This is a genomic window from Sphingomonas sp. TZW2008 (assembly GCF_002117915.1).
In the GTDB taxonomy this organism is placed as follows: domain Bacteria; phylum Pseudomonadota; class Alphaproteobacteria; order Sphingomonadales; family Sphingomonadaceae; genus Sphingomonas.
The window spans coordinates 124,273-145,244 of the sequence record NZ_BDJB01000008.1 but is presented as its reverse complement, the minus strand read 5'-3'; the positions used below and the strand labels follow the sequence as shown (position 1 = coordinate 145,244).

Sequence of the window (20,972 nt, the reverse complement as noted above, 5' to 3'; positions counted from 1 at the left end):
CGACTTACTCGACGACGACGAGCGGCTGGTCAAATTCCACCGGCTGGCCGTTCTCGACGAGCACGGCCTTCACCGTTCCGGCATTCGGCGCGGTGATCGGGTTCATCACCTTCATCGCCTCGACGATCAGCAGCGTGTCGCCGGCCTGGACCTGGCGCCCGACGCTGACGAACGGCGGCGCACTCGGCTCGGCGGCGAGATAGGCGGTGCCGACCATCGGCGAGCGGACGGCATTGGCATTGGACGGCGTCGCGGCCGGCTCGGTGGTGGGCAGCGCGGCGACCGCGGTGGGGCTCGCTGCGGGCGGGGGCGGGGCCGCGTAATGCACCGGTGCGGCGGCCGTTACGCTCGCCGCCTTGCGCGCGACACGGATGCGGCGATCGCCGTCCTCGACCTCGATCTCGGTGAGCTGCGTCGTGTCGAGCAGCTCGGCAAGCTGGCGAACGAGATCGACGTCGACCTTCATCGCCCCATTTTCCTTTTCGGCCATTCCCGACCCTTTCCCCTGAATAGGGCGCGCGCTCTGTCAGAACCGCGCGGCGGCTTCAAGCGCGAGCAGATACGATAGCGCGCCGAAGCCCGCAATCGTTCCGCGTGCGGCACGGCCGACGTAGGAGACGTGGCGGAAGTCCTCGCGGGTGTGCGGGTTCGACAAATGTACCTCGATCACTGGCGTGCGGATCGCCTTGATCGCGTCGTGCACGGCGATCGACGTGTGAGTGAACGCGCCGGCGTTCAGCAGCACCGCCTTCGCATCGTGGGCCTGCGCCTCGTGCAGCCAATCGACGAGATGGCCTTCATGGTTCGACTGCCGGATGTCGACCTCCAGCTCCAACTCCCGCGCGCGATCCTCGAGTTGGCCGGCGATATCGTCCAGCGTGTCGTGGCCGTATATTTCCGGCTCGCGCGTGCCGAGCAGGTTGAGATTGGGGCCGTTCAAAACGTAGACGATGGCCAAGCGGGGGGCTCCTTGCTTGAACGCCGTCTGCGCCAAGCCTAGGTGGAAGGCAATCTGCATACCTGCCTTCCAAAGGATGACATGCCCCATACCGACGGAACCGTATCGATCACCGTGAACGGCGCGCATCGCCGTGTCGCCGCCGGGATGACGCTGGCGCAGCTCGCCGCCGAACTCGGGCTGGTACCGGAAAAGGTCGCGGTCGAGCGCAACATGGAAGTGGTACCGCGCTCGACGCTGGGCGAGATTCGGGTCGAGGACGGCGACGACCTGGAGATCGTGCATTTCGTTGGCGGCGGGGATCACGCCGCCGCGATCGACGCCGATGGCTGGAGCGTCGCGGGGCACACGTTCCGATCGCGGCTTATCGTCGGGACAGGCAAGTACAAGGATTTCGCGCAGAATGCGGCGGCGCTGGAGGCGTCGGGAGCCGAGATCGTCACCGTCGCGGTTCGCCGCGTCAACGTCAGCGATCGCAACGCGCCGATGCTGACCGATTATATCGATCCCAAGCGCTTCACCTATTTACCCAACACCGCCGGCTGTTTCACCGCGGAGGACGCGATCCGCACGCTGCGGCTCGCGCGCGAGGCGGGCGGCTGGGATCTGGTGAAGCTAGAAGTGCTCGGCGAGGCGCGCACGCTGTACCCGGACATGCGCGAGACGCTGAAAGCGACCGAGGTGCTGGTGCGCGAAGGCTTCAAGCCGATGGTCTATTGCGTCGACGATCCGATCGCGGCGAAGCAGCTCGAAGAGGCGGGCGCAGTCGCGATCATGCCATTGGGCGCGCCGATCGGCTCGGGACTGGGCATTCAGAACCGCGTGACGATCCGGCTGATCGTCGAGGGCGCGAAGGTGCCGGTGCTGGTCGACGCCGGCGTGGGCACCGCGTCCGACGCGGCGGTAGCGATGGAACTGGGCTGCGACGGCGTGCTGATGAACACCGCGATCGCCGAGGCGAAGGACCCGGTCATGATGGCCGCCGCGATGAAGGCGGCGGTAGAGGCCGGGCGATTGTCGTATCGTGCCGGCCGCATGGCGATCCGCCGCTACGCCGACCCGTCCTCGCCGCTCGCCGGGCTGATCTAGGGGCCGTTCGTCAGCCGCGCTCGGCGCGCGGCTTCCACGTGACGACGCGATAGACGTAGGCGACGACGATCAGCGCGCTGGTGGCGATCGCCACCGGCCCGACGTAGCGATCGAGCTGTTCGAAGCGCGAGCCCAGGAACAGCCCGGCGCCGGCGAGCACCGTGTTCCAGATCGCGCTGCCGACGAAGGTGAAGGCGAGGAACTTCACCAGCGGCATCTTCGCCATGCCTGCCGGCAGCGAGATGATCGTGCGGAACGTGGGCATGAAGCGGAACACGAAGATTACCCAGTGACCGTGCTTGTGGAAGAAATGGTCGAGCCGCTCGACGTCTTCCCATTCCATCGTCAGCCATCGCCCGTGCTTCTCGACGAAAGGGCGGAAGCGCGCGACGCCCATGCGCCGCCCGATCTCGTACCAGAACATGTTGCCGATCGTCGTGCCCGCGGTGCCCCAGGCGACGAGCGGGAAGAGTGCCATCTGATCGCGCGCCACCGCGATGCCGCCGAGGCCCATGATCACCTCCGACGGGATCGGCGGGATGATATTCTCGAGCGCCATCAGCAGGAAGATGCCGAAATAGCCGCCCCAGGCGATCCAATCGATGATGAACTCGGTCATTCTCGCGCCAACGGCGGGATCAGGCCGAGCGTTCCGCCACGCGGCGTTCGATCGCGTCCCAGATCAATCCCGCGACATCGGTTCCGTCGAATCGTTCGATCGCGACGATCCCGGTGGGGGAGGTGACGTTGATCTCGGTGAGCCACTCGCCGCCGATCACGTCGATGCCGACGAAGATAAGCCCGCGCTTCTTCAGTTCGGGGCCGAGCGCGGCGCAGATCTCGCGCTCGCGCGGCGTAAGCTCGGTCTTCTCGGCCGATCCGCCGACCGCGAGATTGCTACGGATCTCGCCTTCGCCGGGCAGGCGGTTGATCGCGCCCGCGACCTCGCCGTCGACGAGCACGATGCGCTTGTCGCCTCTGGCGACATCGGGAAGGAACGCCTGCACCATGTGCGGCTCGCGCCACGTCTGGTTGAACACTTCCATCAGCGCCGAAAGGTTCTCGCCCTCCGGTCCCACGCGGAAGATCGCCTTGCCGCCGTTGCCGTGCAACGGCTTCACCACGATCGCGCCGTGTCGTTTCAGGAAGGCGCGTGCCGCGTCGAGCGAGCGGGTGACGAGCGTCGGCGGCATGAAGCGCGCATAATCGAGCACGAAGACCTTCTCGGGCGCGTTGCGCACGCTGGCTGGATCGTTGACCACCAACGTCCGGTCGGTGACTCGCTCGAGGAGGTGCGTCGCGGTGATATAGCCAAGATCGAAGGGCGGATCCTGGCGCATCAGCACGACGTCCGCGTCCGCGCCGAGATCGAGGTCGATCGGATCACCGGCGGCATAATGATCACCGACGACGCGCTGCACCGTCACGGGCCGCGCCTTGGTCCACAGCCGACCGTCGGACCAGTTGAGATCCTCTGCCGCATAGTGGAACAGGCGGTGGCCGCGCTGCTGCGCCGACAGCATCAGCGCGAAACTGGAATCGCCCGCGATGTTGATTGATTCAATCGGGTCCATCTGGACAGCGACGGTCAAGGGCAAGGCGTATCCTCCGCGACAGGCTTCGCGATGCGGCCTAGGCGCGGGGCGGGGGAATGTCACCCGCGGGAATATCGGGCTGCGCACTGGCGGCGGCGCTCACCCGATCCAGGCGTTCTCGATATGCCGTGGCCGCGTGCCGGGCGCGAGCAGGATCACGTCGACTCGTATGTCCTCGCCTGCCGCCGCATAGCGCGGCATCAGGATCTCCGCGGCGGCAGCGACCCGGGCGAGCCGCCGCGCGTCGATCGCGAAATCGAGCTCGGCGGCGGTGGCGCGCGTCTTCACCTCGACGAAGGCGACGAGCGAACCGCGCCGGGCGACGAGATCAACTTCGCCCGCCGCGGTGCGCACGCGTTGGTCGAGGATCGTCCACCCCTTCAGCCGCAGCCACCATGCAGCGAGGCGCTCGCCGCGACGACCCGCCGCCTCGGCGGTGCGGCGGTCGGCGGTCGTGCGGGTCAGGCGCGGCATCGCGGCAACCTGACGACCATTGCGCGGTCGAGCAAGCGAGCTGGCGCTGGAAGCGATCTCACCCTGGCGTAATCGGCCTTGCCGCTCAGTCCCCCTGCTTCTTCAGCGCGAGTGCCCTTGCATACAGCGCCTTGCGATCGAGCCCGAGCCGCTTGGCAACTTCGCCGGCGGCTTTTGCGGCGGGCAAGCGGGTCAGCGCCTCCGTCAAGGCGGCGTCGCCGTCCTCGGCGGAGGCCGGCGCAGGCTCGCCGGGTGGGCCAACGACGATCACGATCTCGCCCTTGGGCGGCGCATCGGCGTAGCGCGCGGCGAGCGTCGGGAGCGTGCCGGTGACCGCCTCCTCGAATCGCTTCGAAATTTCGCGTGTGACGGCGGCGTCGCGTGCGCCGAGCGCGTCGGCGAGCGCGGCGAGCGTTGCGCCGAGCCGTGGCCCACTCTCGTACAGAACGAGTGTCGCGCGGATCGCGCCGATTTCGGCGATCGCGTCTGCACGCGCCTTCGCCTTGCTTGGCAGGAAGCCCGCGAAAAGGAAGCGATCGGTCGGCAGGCCCGCCAGCGTCAGCGCGGCGATCGCGGCGCATGGGCCGGGAATCGTCACCACCAGGTGCCCTGCAGCATGTGCGTCGCGAACGAGTTTGTAGCCCGGATCGGAGATGAGCGGCGTTCCCGCATCGGAGACGAGCGCCACCGCCTCGGTCGCCATCCGTGCGATCAGCTGCGGGCGGACCGCGTCGGCATTGTGATCATGATACGGCGTCATCGGACGCTTCGTGCCGATGTGACGCAGTAACCCCGCTGTAACACGCGTGTCTTCTGCGGCGATTACGGCGGCGCGCGAAAGGATGTCCGCAGCGCGCGGCGACAGGTCACCGAGATTGCCGATCGGGGTGGCGACGATGTAAAGGCCGGGGTTCAGGGTTTCCACAAGGGGTGTCATGGCAGAGGCTGCAACCGTATCGCAACGGGCGAAGGTGATCGCGCGTGGCTTCGTGCCCGTCAGCGCCTTGCTGATCTCGGCCTGCTCGACCGTCGTGCCGCGCGGCCCGGCGCCGCCACCGCGCCCGTCTCAGGCGCCGCCGCCGGTGGCGCGGCCCGATACCGGCGTTGAGGCAGGCATCCCGCGCGATACGGCGCGCAACCGCATCGCGCTGCTTGTGCCGCTGTCCGGCGCCAACGCAGGCGTCGGCAAGAGCCTCGCCAATGCGACTCAGCTCGCGTTGCTCGACACGCGATCGGAACAGATCCGCATCACCAATTACGATACCGCGCTCGGCGCGACTGCGGCTGCGCAGCGCGCGGTCGCAGACGGCGCACAGCTGATTCTCGGGCCGTTGCTCGCCGATGACGTTCGCGCGGTGGCGCCGATCGCGCGTCGGGCGAGCGTGCCGGTGATCTCCTTCTCCAACGACGTCGGTGTCGCGGGCGATGGCGTCTACCTGCTCGGCTATACGCCGTCGCAGTCGATCGAGCGCGTCGTCGCGTATGCGCGCAGCCGCGGCGTCACCAATTTCGGCGGGCTGGTGCCCAATGCGCTCTACGGCTCGCGCGCCTCGACGGTGTTCCTGCGGGCGGTCGAATCGGCTGGTGGCCGCGTCGTCGCGTTGCAGACCTACGATCGCGCGCCCAACAGCATCGGCGCGGCCGTCACCCGAATGGCGAAGGATGCGCCGTTCGACGGCGTGCTGATCGCCGATTCGGCCGCCACGGCGGCGACGGCGGTGCCGCTGTTGCGCCGTGCCAGCCCGAACACGCGGGTGATCGGCACCGAATTGTGGAACAGCGACAGCGGCGTCGCCGCGCGTCCGGCGCTGAACGGCGCGTGGTTCGCCAGCGTCTCCAACACGCTCTACCGCCAATATGCGGTCAAGTATCGCGCACGCTTCGGCGCTGCGCCCTATCGCCTGTCGAGCCTCGGCTACGACGCCGTGCTGCTCGCCGCGCGCATCTCGCGCGACTGGCGCGTCGGCGCGCGGTTCCCGGAGGCGCGGCTGCGCTCGGGCGAGGGCTATGCAGGGATCGACGGCGCGTTCCGTTTCGGCCGCGACGGCGTCGCCGAACGCGCGCTCGACGTTCAGGAAATTCGCGGCGGCAGCAGTGTCGTCGTCTCGCCGGCCCCGGCTAGTTTCGGGCGCTAACGGCCAATCATAAGGATCATCGATGTTTGCCTGGTTCCAGCGCCTCCTTCCGAAGCGCGGCAATTTCTTCGAGCTGTTCGACGCCCATGCCGCGGTGACGCTGCAGGCGGCGGAGACGACGACGCGCATCTTCGCGGGAGAGGCCGACGCCGAGACGCTGATCGCGCGGCTGAAGGACCTCGAGCACCAGGCGGACGACATCACGCGCACCGTGCTGCAGACGGTGCGCGTCACGTTTCTGACGCCGTTCGATCGCAGTGCGATCAGCGGGCTGATCAATCGCATGGATGATGCGATCGACGCGATGTTCGCCGCGGTCACGGCGGTGCGCATCTACGGCGTGCAGAGCTTCGCCCCTGACATGCATGAAATGGCGCGGCTGATGCTGGAAGCCGCGGGCGTCAGTGCGGAGGCGATGCGGCTGCTTCCCGATATCGCGCGCAACGGCCCGCGGCTCCACGACTTGACCGAGCGTCTCGTCAACCTGGAAGGTGCGGTCGACCAGCTGCACGAACAGGGGCTTCGCCGATTGTTCGAGAAGCATCAGGAAGCGGGCGGCGATCCGATGCGGTTCGTCGTCGATCGCGAGATCTACAAGCATCTCGAGAAGATCTCGGATGCCTTCGAGGATGTCGCGAACGAGATCGATGGCATTGTCATCGATCACGCCTGAGCCCGCGTCACCATGCACGAACTCGCCTTACCGCTGCTGATCGGCCTGATCGCGGTCGCCCTGGCCTTCGACTTCCTCAACGGACTGCACGACGCCGCCAATTCGATCGCAACCGTCGTCGCGACGCGGCTATTGTCCCCCGTCCAGGCGGTGCTTTTCGCCGCCTTCTTCAATTTCGCCGCCTATTTCCTCACGCTCGCGGTCCCCAGCCTGCATGCGGTGGCCGAGACGATCGGCAAGGGGCTGATCAGCCAGGACGCCGTGACGCCGGCTGTCATCTTCGGCGCGCTGGGAGGGGCGATGTTCTGGAACGTGGTGACGTGGCAGAAGGGCATTCCGTCCTCGTCGAGCCACGCGCTCGTCGGTGGCCTCGTCGGCGCCGGGATCACGCATGCGGGCGTCAACAGCGTGCAGATCGGCGGGCTGACCAAGACGCTGCTCGCGATCGTCGTGTCGCCGACGCTCGGCATGATCCTCGCCATGATGGTGATGCTGGCGAGCAGCTGGGCTCTGCGCCGTGCGACCGTGCGGCAGGCCGACCGGCGCTTTCGCGTGCTGCACTTGATCTCGTCGGCGGCCTATTCGCTCAGCCACGGGTTGAACGACGCGCAGAAGACGATGGGGATCATCACCGTGCTGCTCTACTCGACCGGCTATTTGAGCGGCGAGTTCGAGGTGCCGCACTGGGTGGCGATCAGCTGCTACGTCGCCATCTCGCTTGGCACGCTGTCGGGCGGGTGGAAGATCATCGAGACGATGGGCTCGCGGATCACCAAATTGTCGCAACACCAGGGATTCAGCGCGTCGACCGGCGGGTCGATCGTCCTGTTCACCGCCTCGGCGCTGGGTATTCCTGTCTCGACGACGCACACGATCACCGGCGCGATTATCGGTGCCGGCGTTGCACGGCGCACCTCTGCGGTCCGCTGGGGAACGGCGAGCAACGTGGTGGTTGCGTGGATCATCACCATCCCCGCCTCCGCAATCGTCGGGGCAGGTTTCTACGCGCTCACATTGCTGTTCTGATCGCCGGGGCGGTTCCGGTCGCGGCCAGCCTCACGCCGCATCGTCGATCGGAACGCCCGGCGCCATCTTCGCGGTGCGGATCGTCAGCGACGATTTGACGCTTGCGACGTTCGGCGCCGCGGTGAGATGCGTCGTCAGGATGCGTTGGAACGTTTCAAGATCGGGGGCGACGATCTTAAGGATGAAGTCGATCTCGCCATTGAGCATGTGGCATTCGCGGACTTCGGGGATGCCGGCCACATGGCGTTCGAACAGCGCGAGATCGTGTTCCGCCTGGCTGCGCAGGCTGACCATCGCGAACACGGTGATGGGAAAACCAAGCAAAGCCGGGTCGCACACTGCGTGGTAGCCGCGGATGACGCCCGCCTGCTCGAGCGAGCGCACGCGGCGAAGGCACGGCGGCGCCGTCAAACCAACACGCTCGGCGAGGTCGACGTTGGTCATGCGGCCGTCATCTTGCAGTAGCGCCAGTATCTGGCGATCGATCTTGTCCAGCGCCATCAATCGATCCGACGCATCATCGTAACCACTAACATGCGCAGGACCATAGGATAATTGCGCGCAAACGCAATTGTCCCACAATGCGACGTGCGCGAATTGCGCTGTTTCCGGCCTGCCTCCGCCGCGTTATGGGAACGCAGGGCGCGAATGGATCGTGGGCCCGACGAGGGCGCGGCGTGCGGTTCGACGACAGTCTCAATACCGTCCTCGCCGCCGATGCCTCCACCGCATTCGGGGCACAGGCGACGTTCCGCCAATTGGTCGACCTGATCGCGCGCGGTCGCGCCGCTGCCGATGCTGAAACGCTGGATCGCCTGCGGACGTTGCGCCCGCAGGTTCCCCCCGCGGTCCGTGCCGCCGTCGCACGGGGACTTGCACTGGCACGGCCGCCGGTTGGTCTCGTCGCGCTGCTTGCCGAGGACGAACCAGCGATTGCGACGGCGGCGCTGCGCGCGGCGCGGCTGCCGGCCGCCGACTGGATCGCGCTGCTGCCGACACTCGGGCCGGTCGGCCGCGCGACGCTGCGCAACCGAGGCGATCTCGATCCGGTGGTGGCGCGCGGGCTGGAAAGCTTCGGCTCGACGGACTTCACGATCGGCTTCGATGCACCACCGGCCGCAGACACCGCGCCCGACGCGCCGCCGTCGCCGCCGATCGATTGCCCGGTGCCGCCCCCGGTCGGTACCGGTCCGTTTAAGCCGGTCGGGATGCTGACCGACGCGCTCCCGGTCGTCGCGCTCGCCCGCCGCGCCGCACGCGCCGAGCCCGTGCCGGAGCCGGCCGGGTTCGAGATCGCCGATCTGGTCGATCGCATCGCGACTTTCCAGCGCGCGCGCGGAACGCCGACGCCGGTCGCGACGCCGGAGCGGATCGACACCTTCCGCTTCGAGACCGACGCCGCCGGCCTCGTGTCATGGACCGACGCGGCCCCGCGCGGCGCGGTGATCGGCCTGTCGATCGCGCGCGCCGATGGGGAGGGCGCGGCACCGGTCGACGGGGTCGTTATCGGTGCGTTCCGCCGCCGTACCGCCTTCACCGACGCGCGGCTGACGCTGCCCGGCGCGTCGGCGATTGCCGGCGACTGGCGGATTTCGGCGGTTCCGATGTTCGATCCCATCGGCGGACGTTTCCTGGGCTATCGCGGCGGCGGGCGGCGACCGCGTGTCGACGAGAGCGCGGTACGGCCATCCGGGAGCGGGCAATCGGAAGGGTTGCGACGGCTGGTGCACGAACTACGCACGCCGACCAATGCAATCGCGGGGTTTTCCGAGCTGATCGAGGCGCAGTTGCTCGGGCCGGTGGCGCCCGCGTACCGCGAGCGCGCGGCGGCGATCCGCGCGCAGGCCGCCGATCTCGTTGCCGCGATTGAGGACCTCGACCTTGCCGCACGAATCGATGGGCATGCGCTGGAGCTGCGGCCCGGCGTCGTTTCCGTGTCCGGCCTGCTGTCGCGCGCGGTGGGTGAGCTTTCGACACTTGCCGAGGTTCGCGGCTGCGGCATTGCGCTCGGAGTGGTCGACCCGCAGCTTTCTTTTGCCTGCGACGACCGCGCGACCGAACGTCTGTTCGCTCGCCTGCTCGCCACGATCGTCTCCGCCGCGCAAGGGCAGGAGACGGTAGCACTGTCAGCCGATCGTGCCGGCGACCGCATCGCCGTCACGATCAGCCGGCCACGCGCGTTGGCGGCGTTGCCTGAGGATGCGCTGCTTCGCCTCGACGCCGAGCTGGAGAACGACCTTCCCGGCAAGCCGCTGCTCGGCACCGGTTTCGCGCTTCGCCTAGTTCGTAATCTGGCGGCGGAGCTCGGAGGCACGCTGTCGTTCCCCGACGGGCACGTGCGCGTGGCGTTGCCGGCGGCGTCGGCTGACGCGGTGGGGCAGGCGTCGACGAACTGACGGTGGCGGCGGGCTCTCATGGCTGGTGCGTGCCACCCCCCGCGCCGGACCAGTTGATCCGCTGGCCTGAAGAGAGCGGCGCCCGGTTCATCGTCTTCGTCGACACGGAAGAGGAATTTGACTGGTCTGCGCCGTTCGCACGCGCCGCCAGATCGGTGACGGCGATCGCGGCGCTGCCCGCTATGCACCAGCGCTTCGCCGAACGCGGTGTCTTTCCCTGCTACCTCTGCGACTATCCCGTCGTCGTCGACCAAGCGTCCGCTGCGATCCTCAAGGCAATGGTCGCCGATGGTTCGGGATCGATCGGGGCGCAGCTGCACGCTTGGGTCAATCCGCCGCACGACGAGCTCGTATCGGTGCACAGCTCCTATGCCGGCAACCTTCCGGTAACCCTCGAGGCGGCGAAAATCGATGCGCTGACATCTGCAATTTCGGCGACGTTCGGTCGGGCGCCGGTGGCGTTTCGATCGGGTCGCTATGGACTGGGCCGCGACACGCTGCGGCTGCTGTACGAGCGCGGCTACCGGCTCGACACGACGATGCGAGCGCGGCACGATTATCGTCCGGCAGGCGGCGCGGATTTCTCGCGGATTGGGCCGGATGCCTTCCGTGCCGGTCCGGGGGGCGCCATCATCGAGGTGCCGCTGACGACGGTCTATACCGGCGCGCTACGTCGGGCAGGGGGCCCCCTCCATCGGTTGGTTGGTGCGATCCCGCACGGGCGTGGCGTACTCGCTCGAACGGGGTTGCTGTCACGTGTGCCGCTATCGCCGGAAGGCGTATCTATCACCGAGGCGTGCGAGGCCGTGCGCACCGCGATGGGCGAGGGAACTCGCCTTCTTAACCTCGCGTTCCACTCGCCCAGTCTCGCTCCCGGCAACACGCCATACGTCCGCGATGCGCACGATCTTGCGCGCTTTCACCGCTGGTGGGACGTGATGCTCGACCTGCTCGACGAACTAGGCGTCGCGCCTACGACCCCAGACGCCCTGATCGCCGAAGTCGATCAAACAATCGCGCGATAGGCTGGGGAAACAAAGTGGTCGGGGAGACAGGATTCGAACCTGCGACATCCTGCTCCCAAAGCAGGCGCGCTACCAGACTGCGCCACTCCCCGACGCCGGCGTGCGGTAGGCGGTCGCGCACTACCTTGCAAGCGATACGCGGTGGGCCCGGCAGGACTTGAACCCGCAACCTAGCCGTTATGAGCGGCCAGCTCTAACCAATTGAGCTACAGGCCCCCGCGTGCGCGGTGCCTAAAGGCTGTGTCGATCGGTCGCAATGGCAACGGTACCCGGTAGGCAAAAGAAAAGGGCGCTCCCTACCTGGGAACGCCCTGTTCTTTGCATCAAGCCACGAGCCCGAAGGCCCGAAAGGCTTACTGCATGTTGTCGGCCTTCTCCTCGGCGACGTCACGGACGTTGTCCGCTGCGTCTTCGAGGTTGTCGGCGGCGTTCTCAAGACCAGCAGCGGCCATGCCGTTGCTCGAGTTGTCAGCCATGTCCTCGAGGTTGTCCGCCATCATTTCCATGTTGTCGGCCATCATGTCCGCGTTGTTCTCGACAGCGGCCGCCTCCGGCGACTTCGAGCAAGCAGCCACGGACATCAGGCCGGCGGCGGCAGCGATCAGAACGATCTTCTTCATTCGAATGCTCCCAAGCATATATTCGTTTCGCAGCCGACCCTGTGCCGTCGCGAGCCCCGGCAAATACCGCAGCATTTTGGTGGGTCAATCGGGAAATTCATCTGCCAGCAAGGTTCGCGACGAACCGAACTAGCGCGCCGGACGCACCACTGGGCCGATTTCCTCGGGCGCATCGGCGACGATCGCGAGCATCGTTGTCCACGCAGCAACGTTCTGCCGCAGCTTGTCCGGATCGACGCGATCAAGCGTGTCGTCGGGGGTATGATGCGTATCGAAATAGTCGAGCCCCGACTGGTTGAGATCGACGCCAGCAACGCCCAGCGCGATCACCGGGGCAATGTCCGACCCGTCGCCCGCGCGTCCCGTCCCGCGCACGATCCCAAGCGGCGCGAGCGCGGAGGCGAGGCGATCGCTGACCGCGCCCGCGGTCTCGGGCAGCGTCGTTTCAAACCTCCAGACGCGATCGGCGCCGAAGTCGCTCTCGGCGGCGAGGGCGTGCCGCTCGCTCCCGTGCTTCGCCGCATAGTCGCGTCCGCCGAAACCACCGACTTCCTCCGCGCCGAACCATACCACGCGGATCGTGCGACGTGGACGCTTGCCACTGTCTAGGATGCGTTTCGCAGCGGCGGCGGTAATCGCGACCCCACTCGCGTCGTCGATCGCACCGGTGGCGAGATCCCAGCTGTCGAGATGGCCGCCGACGAGGACGATGCCGGCATTCGGATCGGTGCCCGGTACCTCGGCGATGACATTGCCCGATTCCTGCTCGCCTACCTGGCGCGGCGTCAACACGAGCTTCATGCGGATCGGCTGCCCGCGGCGCGCCATCGCTTCGAGCAACTTGGCGTCGGGAACGGAGAGCGCCGCCGCGGGGATCGCAGCGGTACCGTCGGGGAAGTTCGTCGTGCCGGTGTGCGGCAGGCGATGCGTGTCGGTGCCGATCGAGCGGATGACGATCGCGGCGGCGCCCTTGCGGGCCGCCAGCGCCGGACCTGCGAAGCGCGCCACGCCTTCCTGGCCGTAGCTCGAGCCGTCCTGCGTCTTCATCATCGCATTGCCGACATAGGCGATCTTGCCTTTCAGGCTGCCGTCGGGTGCCGCGGCGAGATCGCCGTAGGTGGGGAAGATCACGACGTCGGCGTCGATTCCCTTGGCGGGGGTTGCGCCCGAATTGCCGAGCGCGGCGAGATGCAGCTTCTGCGGGAAGGGCGCGACGATCTCGCCGCGTTCCTCGCCGCGGACCCATACCGGCATTCGATACGTCTCGATCCGCACGTTGCTGAAACCAAGCGCCTTCAGCTTCGCTTCGCTCCAGCGCCGCGCGCGCGCTTCCGCCTCGGTGCCGGCAAGCCGCTGGCCGACCTCGGTCGTCATGCCCTCGACGATGTCATAGGCGACGGTATCCCCGAGCGCCGCATCGCGCAGCGCTGCGACCTGCGGATCGACCGGCGCGGGCGGGGGCGGGGCGGCGCGCTGCGCGAGCGCCGGGGCGGCGGTGGCGAGAAGGAGTGCGGCGAGCGGGAGGCGCGTGATCATTGCCATCGCCTAGGTCGCTGGCGGCGGTTTGCCAACGGCCGAGCGCGCCATTACATATGGCGCGACATTTTCCCTTATCTTCATTCCGGAGCACAGGCGACCGATGGCCGTCCAGTATACCTACGTCATGAAGGGTCTGACCAAGACCTTTCCGGGTGCCAACAAGCCGGTGCTCAACAACATCCACCTGCAGTTCATTCCGGGCGCGAAGATCGCGATCATCGGCCCGAACGGGTCGGGCAAGTCGACGCTGATGAAGATCATGGGCGGGATCGACACCGACTTCACCGGCGAGGCGTGGGCGGCCGAGGGGGTCAAGGTCGGCTATCTGCCGCAGGAGCCGCAGCTCGACCCCGACAAGACGGTGATCGAGAACGTGCGCCTGGGTGCTGGCCCGATCGCGGCGATGGTCGATCGCTTCAACGCGATCTCGGCCGAGATGGGCGATCCCAAGGACGATACCGACTTCGACGCGCTGATGGAGGAGATGGGCGACCTCCAAGCGAAGATCGACGCCGCTGACGGCTGGAGCCTCGACTCGCAGCTCGAGCAGGCGATGGAGGCCATGCGCTGCCCGCCGTCGGACTCACCGGTGACCAACCTGTCGGGCGGCGAGCGGCGCCGCGTCGCGCTGGTACGGCTGCTGCTCGAGAAGCCCGACATCCTGCTGCTCGATGAGCCGACCAACCACCTCGATGCCGAGAGCGTCAGCTGGCTGGAGAATTTCCTCAAGGAATATACCGGCAACGTCATTCTCGTCACCCACGACCGCTACTTCCTGGACAACGTCGTCAACTGGGTGCTCGAGCTCGATCGCGGGCGTTATTACACCTACGAATCGAACTATTCGGGCTATCTCGAGAAGAAGGCCAAGCGGCTCGAGCAGGAGGAGCGTGAGGAGGCCGGCAAGCAGAAGGCGATCGCCGACGAGCTCGCCTGGATGCGGCAGACCCCCAAGGCACGTCAGACCAAGAGCAAGGCGCGTATCCGCGCATTCGACGAGCTGATGGAGAAGCAGGAGAGCCGTGTCGCCAGCAAGGCCGCGATCCTGATCCAGCTTCCCGAGCGGCTCGGCGGCAAGGTGATCGAGGCCAAGGGTCTGACCAAATCCTATGGCGACAAGCTGTTGTTCGAGAACCTCGACTTCACGCTGCCGCCGGGCGGCATCGTCGGCGTGATCGGGCCGAACGGCGCGGGCAAGTCGACGCTGTTCAAGCTCATCACTGGGCAGGACAAGCCCGATGCCGGCACGATCGAGGTCGGCTCGACCGTGAAGCTGGGCTACGTCGACCAGAGCCGCGACGATCTCGATCCGAACAAGAACGTCTGGCAGGAAATCTCCGACGAGCTCGAGGTCTTCCGCTTCGGCAAGCAGGAGATGGGCACGCGCGCCTATGTCGGCGCGTTTAATTTCCGCGGGCCGGATCAGCAGAAGAAGGTCGGCCAGCTGTCCGGCGGTGAGCGCAACCGCGTGCATATGGCCAAGATGCTGAAGGAGGGCGGCAACGTCCTGCTGCTCGACGAGCCGACCAACGACCTCGACGTCGAGACGTTGCGCGCGCTCGAAGAGGCACTGGAGACGTTCGCCGGTTGCGCCGTGGTCATCAGCCACGATCGCTTCTTCCTCGATCGCCTCTGCACGCACATCCTGGCGTTCGAGGGCGACAGCCACGTCGAGTGGTTCGAAGGAAATTTCGAGGCGTATGAGGAGGACAAGCGGCGTCGTCTGGGCGATGCGGCGGATCGCCCGACGCGGCTGGCATACAAGAAGCTGACGCGCTGAGGCAAAGACGAGCCGCGCCGCGCGGCGTCGCGGCGCGGCGCGTGCCAACCTGGTAGGGAGAGAGTGCCGATGACGGTTTCCGATCGCCTCCCAGCCTTCGCTTCGCCGTCGCGCGGTTTGGCCTTGTGGCTGGCCGCGTTCGTGCTGCTCCTCGCGGCGCTGCTGCCCGTCGCTGCGCGCGCGCAAGCGCGTGCACCGCTGGTCCTCGCCGCAGCGAGCATGCAGGAGGCGCTCAGCGATGCCGCAGACACCTGGGCGAGGCGCGGGCACGCGCGGCCGACGCTGTCGTTCGCCGCATCGTCCGCGCTTGCGCGCCAGGCGGCGGCGGGGGCGCCGGCGGATATCTTCGTGTCGGCCGACGCCGAGTGGATGGATGATCTCGCAAAGCGCGGACTTGTCGTGCCCGGAACTCGCGCGGTGCTCGCAGGCAATCGCCTCGTCGTCGTCGCGCCGAAAGGTAGTACCCGGGTCGGGCAGCAGCGCGGCGCGGCGCTCGGTCGGATTCTCGGCGCCGCCCCGCTGGCGATGGCCGATGCCGATGCAGTACCTGCCGGGCGCTACGGCCGGGCCGCCCTGCAGCGGCTCGGCGCGTGGCAAGCGGTCCGATCGAAGGTGGTGGGTGCCGAGAGCGTGCGTGCGGCGCTCGCGCTGGTCCAGCGCGGTGCGGCGCCCTACGGCATCGTCTACGCGACCGACGTGCAGGTCGCCCCTGGCCTGATGGTCGCCGGCGTCTTTCCCGCGCGCAGCCACCCGCCGATCATCTATCCGATCGCGCGATTGCGCGGCGGCCGCAGCGCGGACGCAGAGGGTTTTCGCCGCTTCCTGCTGTCGCCGGACGGCAAGGCGATCCTGCGCCGACACGGCTTCGCCGCGCGTTGACGGCGCGCCGCGCGTGACGGGGGATTTCGCGTGACCGGGGATCTCGCGTCGGTCGTCTGGCTGTCGCTGCTCGTCGGCGGCGTCGCGACGGCGGTGACGCTGCCGATCGCCTTCTGGCTGGCCTGGCTGCTCGCGCGCGGGCGCTTCGCGGGCAAGGCGCTGCTCGACGCCTTGATCCACTTGCCGCTCGTCGTGCCGCCGGTGGTGACTGGGTGGCTGCTGCTGCTCGCCTTCGCGCCGGGCGGGCCGATCGGTGCGGTGCTCGCGCGGCTGTTCGGCGTCAGTGTGCTGTTCCGCTGGACCGGGGCGGCGATCGCCGCCGGTGTCATGGCCTTGCCACTGATGGTGCGCGCGATGCGGCTGTCGCTCGACGCGGTCGACCGGCGCCTCGAACAGGCGGCGCGAACGCTTGGTGCGGGGTGGTGGCGCACCTTCGCGACGATCACGCTGCCCTTGTCGCTGCCGGGCGTGCTTGCCGCCGCCGTGCTCGGCTTCGCGCGATCGCTGGGCGAGTTCGGCGCCACTATTACCTTCGTGTCGAACGTGCCGGGCGAGACGCAGACGCTGCCGCTGGCGATCTACGCGGCGCTGCAGCGCCCGGGGGGCGAGGACGCGGTGTGGCGGCTCGCCAGCGTGTCGGTAGCGATCAGCCTCGTCGCGTTGCTGTTGTCGGAATGGCTGGCGCGGCGGCAGGGACGGGGGCTGCATGTCCTTTGACGTCGATGTCTGCACGCGCCGCGCCGGGCGCGTCATCGGCGCGACGTTCCGGGTGCCGCGCGGCGCGAGCGCGCTCGTCGGACCGTCGGGCGCGGGTAAGACCAGCGTCCTGATGATTATCGCCGGCTTGCTGAAGCCTGACTGCGGGCACGTCCGCGTCGCCGAGCGCACGTTGTTCGATGCGACGCAAGGCATCGATCTCAAGCCCGAAGACCGGCGCGCAGGCGTCGTCTTCCAGGAGCCGCGGCTCTTCCCGCATCTCTCGGTGCGCCGCAACTTGCTCTACGGTGCGCCCGATGCCGGACGGCTCATCGAGGTGGCGAAAACGCTTGACATTACGACGCTTCTCGATCGTTGGCCGCGCACCTTGTCGGGGGGCGAGGCGCGGCGCGTAGCGATCGGGCGAGCGCTGCTGCGCGATCCCGATTTCCTGCTGCTCGACGAACCGCTGTCGTCGCTCGATCCGATTCGGCGCGAAGAGGCGATGCAGGCGATCGAGCGCGTGCGCGACGAGTTGCGACTGCCGATGCTGATCGTGACGCACGACGCTGCCGAGGCCGAGCGCCTGTGCGAGCGCGTCATCCCGATTTGACGGGCTGCGGGTGATGCGGCGTCATGATCAGCGTCCGCTCCTCGACACGCCATGATTTGAGGCGCGACAGGAAGTTCATGCCGAGCACGTCGGTGTTGCCGAACGCAGGCGAGACGACCACCGGCAGATCGCGCGCGACGACGTTTCCCAGCCGCAGCTCCGCAATGTCGGCGGTCTGCGCGCGGATCGTGCCGTTGGCCGTGCGCAGCAGCATCGGAAAGCCCGCCTCACGCACGTCGAGCCCGGCCGCCTGCGCGGTGGCGAGCGACAGCGCGGTGACGGTGGCACCGCTGTCGATCAGCATCCGCCGATCGACGCCGCCGAAGCGCACGTTGGCCCAGAAATGCCCGTCGGGGCTCATGCGGATCCGCGTTTCCTCGCCCGCCACCTGCTGGCTCGACAAATCGAGCATCCTGGCGACGCTGCCGAGATAGGGATCGAACCGCTCGCGCTGGACGATCACCATCGCCAGCGCGCCGAGCAGCACGAGCCATGTCAGCGCGCCGAAGATGCGCCCCACGATCGGGATGCGACGCAGCAGGCTGGCGACGAGGACGACGCCGAACAGCGCCCCGATCAAGGCAAGGTGCGGGGTGACGTCTGCGAAAGTCGGCATGCGCACGATATAGGCATCCGGTGCTTGCGCTGCGATGAGCGGGGTGGGCGCAAACGAAAAAGGGCGGCCCCGAAGGACCGCCCTTTTGTTCGCCTGGACAATCCCGGGCGCATGGCCCGGGACCCGACCTCAGCGCTTCGAGAACTGGAAGCTGCGGCGTGCCTTGGCGCGGCCGTACTTCTTGCGCTCGACGGTACGGCTGTCGCGGGTGAGGAAGCCCGCCGCCTTCACCAGCGCACGCAGGATCGGCTCGTACTTGGTGATCGCCTGGCTGATGCCGTGCTTCACCGCGCCGGCCTGACCCGACAGGCCGCCGCCCTTGACGGTGCAGATCACGTCATACTGGCCTTCGCGCTCGGTGATGCCGAACACCTGGTTGATGACGAGACGCAGCGTCGGACGCGCGAAATAGGTTTCCTGATCGCGGCCGTTGATCGTGATCTTGCCCGAACCCGGCTTGAGCCAAACGCGAGCAACGGCGTCCTTGCGGCGACCGGTGGCGTAGGCGCGACCGTACTTGTCGAGCTCCTGCTGGCGCAGCGGCGTGGTCGGCTGCGTCGGCGCGTCGACCTGTCCGGCCAGATAGGCATCTGCCGACGAATCGCCCGACAAGGCGGCGGGCGAAGCGGGCTGCGACGACTGCTGCGTCAGCGCGGCGAGATCGGAAAGCGACTGGCGATTGTCGGACATTATGCGCCCACCTTGTTCTTGCGGTTCATGCCGGCGATGTCGAGAACCTCGGGGTTCTGCGCCTCGTGCGGATGCTCGGTGCCCTTGAAGATGCGCAGGTTGCGCATTTGCTGGCGACCCAGCGGTCCACGCGGAATCATCCGCTCGACGGCCTTCTCGAGCACGCGCTCCGGGAAGCGACCCTCGAGCACCTTGGCGGCGGTGACGCCCTTGATCCCGCCGGCATAGCCGGTGTGCTTGTAATAGACCTTGTCGGCCAGCTTGTTGCCGGTAAACTTCACCTTGTCGGCGTTGATCACGATGACGTTGTCACCGCAGTCGACGTGGGGGGTGAACGACGTCTTGTGCTTGCCGCGCAGGACGTTGGCGATCACCACCGCAGCGCGGCCGACCACCAGATCGGTGGCATCGACGATGTGCCACTTCTTCTCCACCTCGGCGGGCTTGGCCGCCTTGGTGGTCTTCATCAGCGCCTTCATGGGAGCTTTGACCTTTTCATTGAACCAAGACGCCGCCCCGGAACCGGCGCGGCGCGTTGCGCTCTCCCTTGTAGAGAAGCGCCCGGAAAGTCAACAAAACCGCCACCCGCATGACGGGTATTATGATACCAGATGCGTCGACGCCGTCGAATTGGGCGCGCCATGCCGGTGCCCGAGCGCGTGCGCGGCGGCGACTGCGGCGATCAGCAGGATCGCGGCGTTCACCTGATGGGCGACGGCGACGACGATCTCGACGCCGCTTAGCAGGGTGGCGATCCCCAAAACGATCTGCAGCCCGACGAGCAGGATCACCGCGCCCCAGGCATTGACCGCGCCGCGGCGCCGCGCCGCCATGGCGAGCCACACGAACGCGCCGGCAGCGGCGAAGGCGAACCAGCGGTGGACGAACTGAACCACGACGGGATTGTCGACGACGTTGCGCCATGCCGGCGCGAGCATCGGTGCATCGGCGGGGAAGAAGGCGTTGCCCATCAGCGGCCAGCTGCTGAACGCATAGCCAGCATCGAGCCCCGCCGTGAACGCGCCGAGCACGATCTGAAGCGCAAGCATCGCCAGCGCGAAGCCGCCAAGCCAGTGAAGCCGTGCAGGCCGCGCGAGCGGGTTCGCGGCGAGGTTGCGCAGGTCAAGCGCGGTCCAGACGATGCCGCCGAGGATCAGCAACGCGGCCGATAGATGCGTCGCAAGTCGGATGTGGCTGACGTCGGTGCGCTCCGACAGACCGGAGGCGACCATCCACCAACCAATCGCGCCCTGCATCCCGCCGAGCATCAGAAGCACCGTCAGGCGCCAACCGAAACCGCGTGGGATCTGCCGACGCACCGCGAACCACAGGAGCGGCAGCGCGAACGCAAGGCCGATGACGCGGCCGAGCAGCCGATGAACATATTCCCAGAAGAAGATGCTCTTGAACCCGGCGAGCGTCATGCCCTGGTTGATTTGCTGATATTCGGGGATGCGCTGGTAGTTGGCAAATTCCGCCTGCCATTGCGCGTCGTTGAGGGGCGGGATGATGCCGCTGATCGGCTTCCATTGCGTGATCGACAGACCTGATTCGGTCAGTCGCGTGATGCCGCCGACCGCGACCATCGCGACGATCAGCGCGGCGACGATGTAGAGCCAGCGTGCAAGCGACCGCGGCCGGGCGGATACGCGGAAATCGGGGCTTGGCTGCAGCATGCGCCCATGTACGATCGCTGCCGCGCAGCGGCAATGGCGCGGCGACGATTCAGCATGATGTGATATTGTAACGTCGCCATAGCCGCGCTACATGGGTGGCGAATGACGACCACGCTTCGCCTCGACCGTTCGACCGGACTTGATCGGCTGGCGATCATCGTATCCGGGCTGTGCGTCGTCCACTGCATCGCCAGCGCGGTATTGGTCGCCATGCTATCCGCGGTCGGCGGGATGCTGGTGGATCCGATCTTCCATGAGATCGGGCTGACAGTCGCGATCGCGCTCGGCGTCATCGGGCTTGGGCGCGGCGCGTTGCAGCACGGTTATATGCTGCCGCTCGGGGTCGGCTCGCTAGGGCTGGGAATGATGGCCGGTGCCATGACGCTGCCGCACAATGCCGGGCTGATGGAGCACGGTGAGGCGCTTTGGACGATCATCGGGGTTGGCGTGCTCGCGTTCGGCCACGATCTCAACCGCCGTGCCGACGCCTGA

24 protein-coding genes and 2 tRNA genes are annotated in these 20,972 nt (G+C 67.4%); 11 read left to right on the top strand and 15 right to left on the bottom strand.

Translation table 11 applies throughout. From position 1 onward, the window contains the following. Window positions 1-4: 4 nt before the first annotated feature. Together accB and aroQ are read right to left on the bottom strand one after the other, a co-directional pair. Entirely contained in the window at window positions 5-490 is a 486-nt protein-coding gene (gene accB, locus B7L05_RS10615; RefSeq protein WP_085810240.1) for an acetyl-CoA carboxylase biotin carboxyl carrier protein, read from the bottom strand. Between the two features lie 36 nt (window positions 491-526). Further along, window positions 527-958 carry a type II 3-dehydroquinate dehydratase gene (gene aroQ, locus B7L05_RS10610; RefSeq protein ID WP_085810239.1) on the bottom strand — a complete coding sequence of 144 codons (432 nt, stop codon included), beginning with the start codon at window positions 956-958 and terminating at the stop codon, window positions 527-529. 81 nt (window positions 959-1,039) lie between these two features. On the opposite strand from aroQ, the gene thiS reads away from it, so the two are divergent. Then, the gene (thiS, locus tag B7L05_RS10605) at window positions 1,040-2,047 is read left to right on the top strand and encodes a sulfur carrier protein ThiS (RefSeq protein WP_085810238.1); all 1,008 of its coding nucleotides are present in this window, start codon (window positions 1,040-1,042) and stop codon (window positions 2,045-2,047) included. 10 nt (window positions 2,048-2,057) lie between these two features. Here the strand turns inward: thiS and B7L05_RS10600 are convergent, their stop codons facing one another. From B7L05_RS10600 to rsmI, 4 genes are all read right to left on the bottom strand, one after another. Next, complete coding sequence (locus tag B7L05_RS10600; RefSeq protein ID WP_085810237.1) at window positions 2,058-2,666, bottom strand: DedA family protein; 609 nt, start codon at window positions 2,664-2,666, stop codon at window positions 2,058-2,060. 19 nt (window positions 2,667-2,685) lie between these two features. Then, on the bottom strand, window positions 2,686-3,645 hold the full coding sequence (gene gshB, locus B7L05_RS10595; protein WP_085810236.1) for a glutathione synthase: 960 nt from the start codon (window positions 3,643-3,645) through the stop codon (window positions 2,686-2,688). 96 nt (window positions 3,646-3,741) lie between these two features. Beyond that, the gene (locus tag B7L05_RS10590) at window positions 3,742-4,116 is read right to left on the bottom strand and encodes a YraN family protein (protein WP_085810235.1); all 375 of its coding nucleotides are present in this window, start codon (window positions 4,114-4,116) and stop codon (window positions 3,742-3,744) included. Window positions 4,117-4,201: 85 nt separating this feature from the next. Next, window positions 4,202-5,053 (bottom strand): 16S rRNA (cytidine(1402)-2'-O)-methyltransferase, encoded by an 852-nt coding sequence (rsmI, locus tag B7L05_RS10585; RefSeq protein ID WP_085810234.1) that lies wholly within the window; start codon window positions 5,051-5,053, stop codon window positions 4,202-4,204. Here rsmI and B7L05_RS10580 point away from each other — a divergent pair. Genes B7L05_RS10580 through B7L05_RS10570 form a run of 3 tightly spaced genes read left to right on the top strand, consistent with a single transcriptional unit; the run spans window position 5,052 to window position 7,950 of the window. After that, on the top strand, window positions 5,052-6,251 hold the full coding sequence (locus tag B7L05_RS10580; RefSeq protein ID WP_085810233.1) for a penicillin-binding protein activator: 1,200 nt from the start codon (window positions 5,052-5,054) through the stop codon (window positions 6,249-6,251). The two genes, rsmI and B7L05_RS10580, sit on opposite strands and share 2 nt — an antisense overlap. Before the next feature lie 22 nt (window positions 6,252-6,273). Then, a complete protein-coding gene (locus B7L05_RS10575) occupies window positions 6,274-6,924 on the top strand; it encodes a DUF47 domain-containing protein (RefSeq protein ID WP_085810232.1) in 651 nt (216 codons plus the stop codon). A 12-nt stretch (window positions 6,925-6,936) separates the two neighbouring features. Beyond that, window positions 6,937-7,950 carry an inorganic phosphate transporter gene (locus B7L05_RS10570; RefSeq protein WP_085810231.1) on the top strand — a complete coding sequence of 338 codons (1,014 nt, stop codon included), beginning with the start codon at window positions 6,937-6,939 and terminating at the stop codon, window positions 7,948-7,950. A 30-nt stretch (window positions 7,951-7,980) separates the two neighbouring features. Here B7L05_RS10570 and B7L05_RS10565 read toward each other — a convergent pair whose 3' ends face one another. Next, a complete protein-coding gene (locus B7L05_RS10565) occupies window positions 7,981-8,451 on the bottom strand; it encodes an Lrp/AsnC family transcriptional regulator (RefSeq protein ID WP_085810230.1) in 471 nt (156 codons plus the stop codon). Between the two features lie 176 nt (window positions 8,452-8,627). On the opposite strand from B7L05_RS10565, the gene B7L05_RS10560 reads away from it, so the two are divergent. Next, window positions 8,628-10,346, top strand: a complete 1,719-nt coding sequence (locus B7L05_RS10560; protein ID WP_256926690.1) for a histidine kinase dimerization/phospho-acceptor domain-containing protein — start codon at window positions 8,628-8,630, stop codon at window positions 10,344-10,346. A 2-nt stretch (window positions 10,347-10,348) separates the two neighbouring features. Next, a complete protein-coding gene (locus B7L05_RS10555) occupies window positions 10,349-11,371 on the top strand; it encodes a polysaccharide deacetylase family protein (protein ID WP_256926689.1) in 1,023 nt (340 codons plus the stop codon). Window positions 11,372-11,386: 15 nt separating this feature from the next. Here the strand turns inward: B7L05_RS10555 and B7L05_RS10550 are convergent. From B7L05_RS10550 to B7L05_RS10535, 4 genes are all read right to left on the bottom strand, one after another. Then, window positions 11,387-11,463: transfer RNA gene (locus B7L05_RS10550), tRNA-Pro, on the bottom strand. A 50-nt stretch (window positions 11,464-11,513) separates the two neighbouring features. After that, window positions 11,514-11,587 (bottom strand) — tRNA-Ile (locus B7L05_RS10545). 137 nt (window positions 11,588-11,724) lie between these two features. After that, window positions 11,725-11,991: a hypothetical protein gene (locus B7L05_RS10540; protein WP_085810546.1), complete on the bottom strand. Its 267-nt coding sequence runs from the start codon at window positions 11,989-11,991 to the stop codon at window positions 11,725-11,727. A gap of 129 nt (window positions 11,992-12,120) precedes the next feature. Then, on the bottom strand, window positions 12,121-13,527 hold the full coding sequence (locus B7L05_RS10535) for a M20/M25/M40 family metallo-hydrolase (RefSeq protein ID WP_179187190.1): 1,407 nt from the start codon (window positions 13,525-13,527) through the stop codon (window positions 12,121-12,123). A 103-nt stretch (window positions 13,528-13,630) separates the two neighbouring features. Between B7L05_RS10535 and ettA the strand changes: the two genes are divergently transcribed. From ettA to B7L05_RS10515, 4 genes are all read left to right on the top strand, one after another. Continuing rightward, window positions 13,631-15,310 carry an energy-dependent translational throttle protein EttA gene (gene ettA / locus B7L05_RS10530; RefSeq protein WP_085810227.1) on the top strand — a complete coding sequence of 560 codons (1,680 nt, stop codon included), beginning with the start codon at window positions 13,631-13,633 and terminating at the stop codon, window positions 15,308-15,310. A 69-nt stretch (window positions 15,311-15,379) separates the two neighbouring features. After that, complete coding sequence (gene modA, locus B7L05_RS10525; RefSeq protein WP_085810226.1) at window positions 15,380-16,189, top strand: molybdate ABC transporter substrate-binding protein; 810 nt, start codon at window positions 15,380-15,382, stop codon at window positions 16,187-16,189. A gap of 30 nt (window positions 16,190-16,219) precedes the next feature. Beyond that, the gene (gene modB / locus B7L05_RS10520) at window positions 16,220-16,906 is read left to right on the top strand and encodes a molybdate ABC transporter permease subunit (RefSeq protein ID WP_085810225.1); all 687 of its coding nucleotides are present in this window, start codon (window positions 16,220-16,222) and stop codon (window positions 16,904-16,906) included. After that, window positions 16,896-17,498 carry an ATP-binding cassette domain-containing protein gene (locus B7L05_RS10515; RefSeq protein ID WP_085810224.1) on the top strand — a complete coding sequence of 201 codons (603 nt, stop codon included), beginning with the start codon at window positions 16,896-16,898 and terminating at the stop codon, window positions 17,496-17,498. The genes modB and B7L05_RS10515 overlap by 11 nt, the downstream gene beginning before the upstream one ends. Here B7L05_RS10515 and B7L05_RS10510 read toward each other — a convergent pair. From B7L05_RS10510 to B7L05_RS10495, 4 genes are all read right to left on the bottom strand, one after another. Next, window positions 17,485-18,114, bottom strand: a complete 630-nt coding sequence (locus B7L05_RS10510; RefSeq protein WP_085810223.1) for a TIGR02281 family clan AA aspartic protease — start codon at window positions 18,112-18,114, stop codon at window positions 17,485-17,487. The genes B7L05_RS10515 and B7L05_RS10510 overlap by 14 nt on opposite strands. A 129-nt stretch (window positions 18,115-18,243) precedes the next feature. Then, a complete protein-coding gene (rpsI, locus tag B7L05_RS10505; RefSeq protein ID WP_085810222.1) occupies window positions 18,244-18,804 on the bottom strand; it encodes a 30S ribosomal protein S9 in 561 nt (186 codons plus the stop codon). Next, the gene (rplM, locus tag B7L05_RS10500; protein WP_085810221.1) at window positions 18,804-19,283 is read right to left on the bottom strand and encodes a 50S ribosomal protein L13; all 480 of its coding nucleotides are present in this window, start codon (window positions 19,281-19,283) and stop codon (window positions 18,804-18,806) included. Before rplM ends, rpsI begins: the two co-directional genes overlap by 1 nt. Before the next feature lie 120 nt (window positions 19,284-19,403). After that, window positions 19,404-20,480 carry a COX15/CtaA family protein gene (locus B7L05_RS10495; protein WP_085810220.1) on the bottom strand — a complete coding sequence of 359 codons (1,077 nt, stop codon included), beginning with the start codon at window positions 20,478-20,480 and terminating at the stop codon, window positions 19,404-19,406. Between the two features lie 102 nt (window positions 20,481-20,582). On the opposite strand from B7L05_RS10495, the gene B7L05_RS10490 reads away from it, so the two are divergent. Next, on the top strand, window positions 20,583-20,972 hold the full coding sequence (locus B7L05_RS10490; RefSeq protein ID WP_085810219.1) for a MerC domain-containing protein: 390 nt from the start codon (window positions 20,583-20,585) through the stop codon (window positions 20,970-20,972).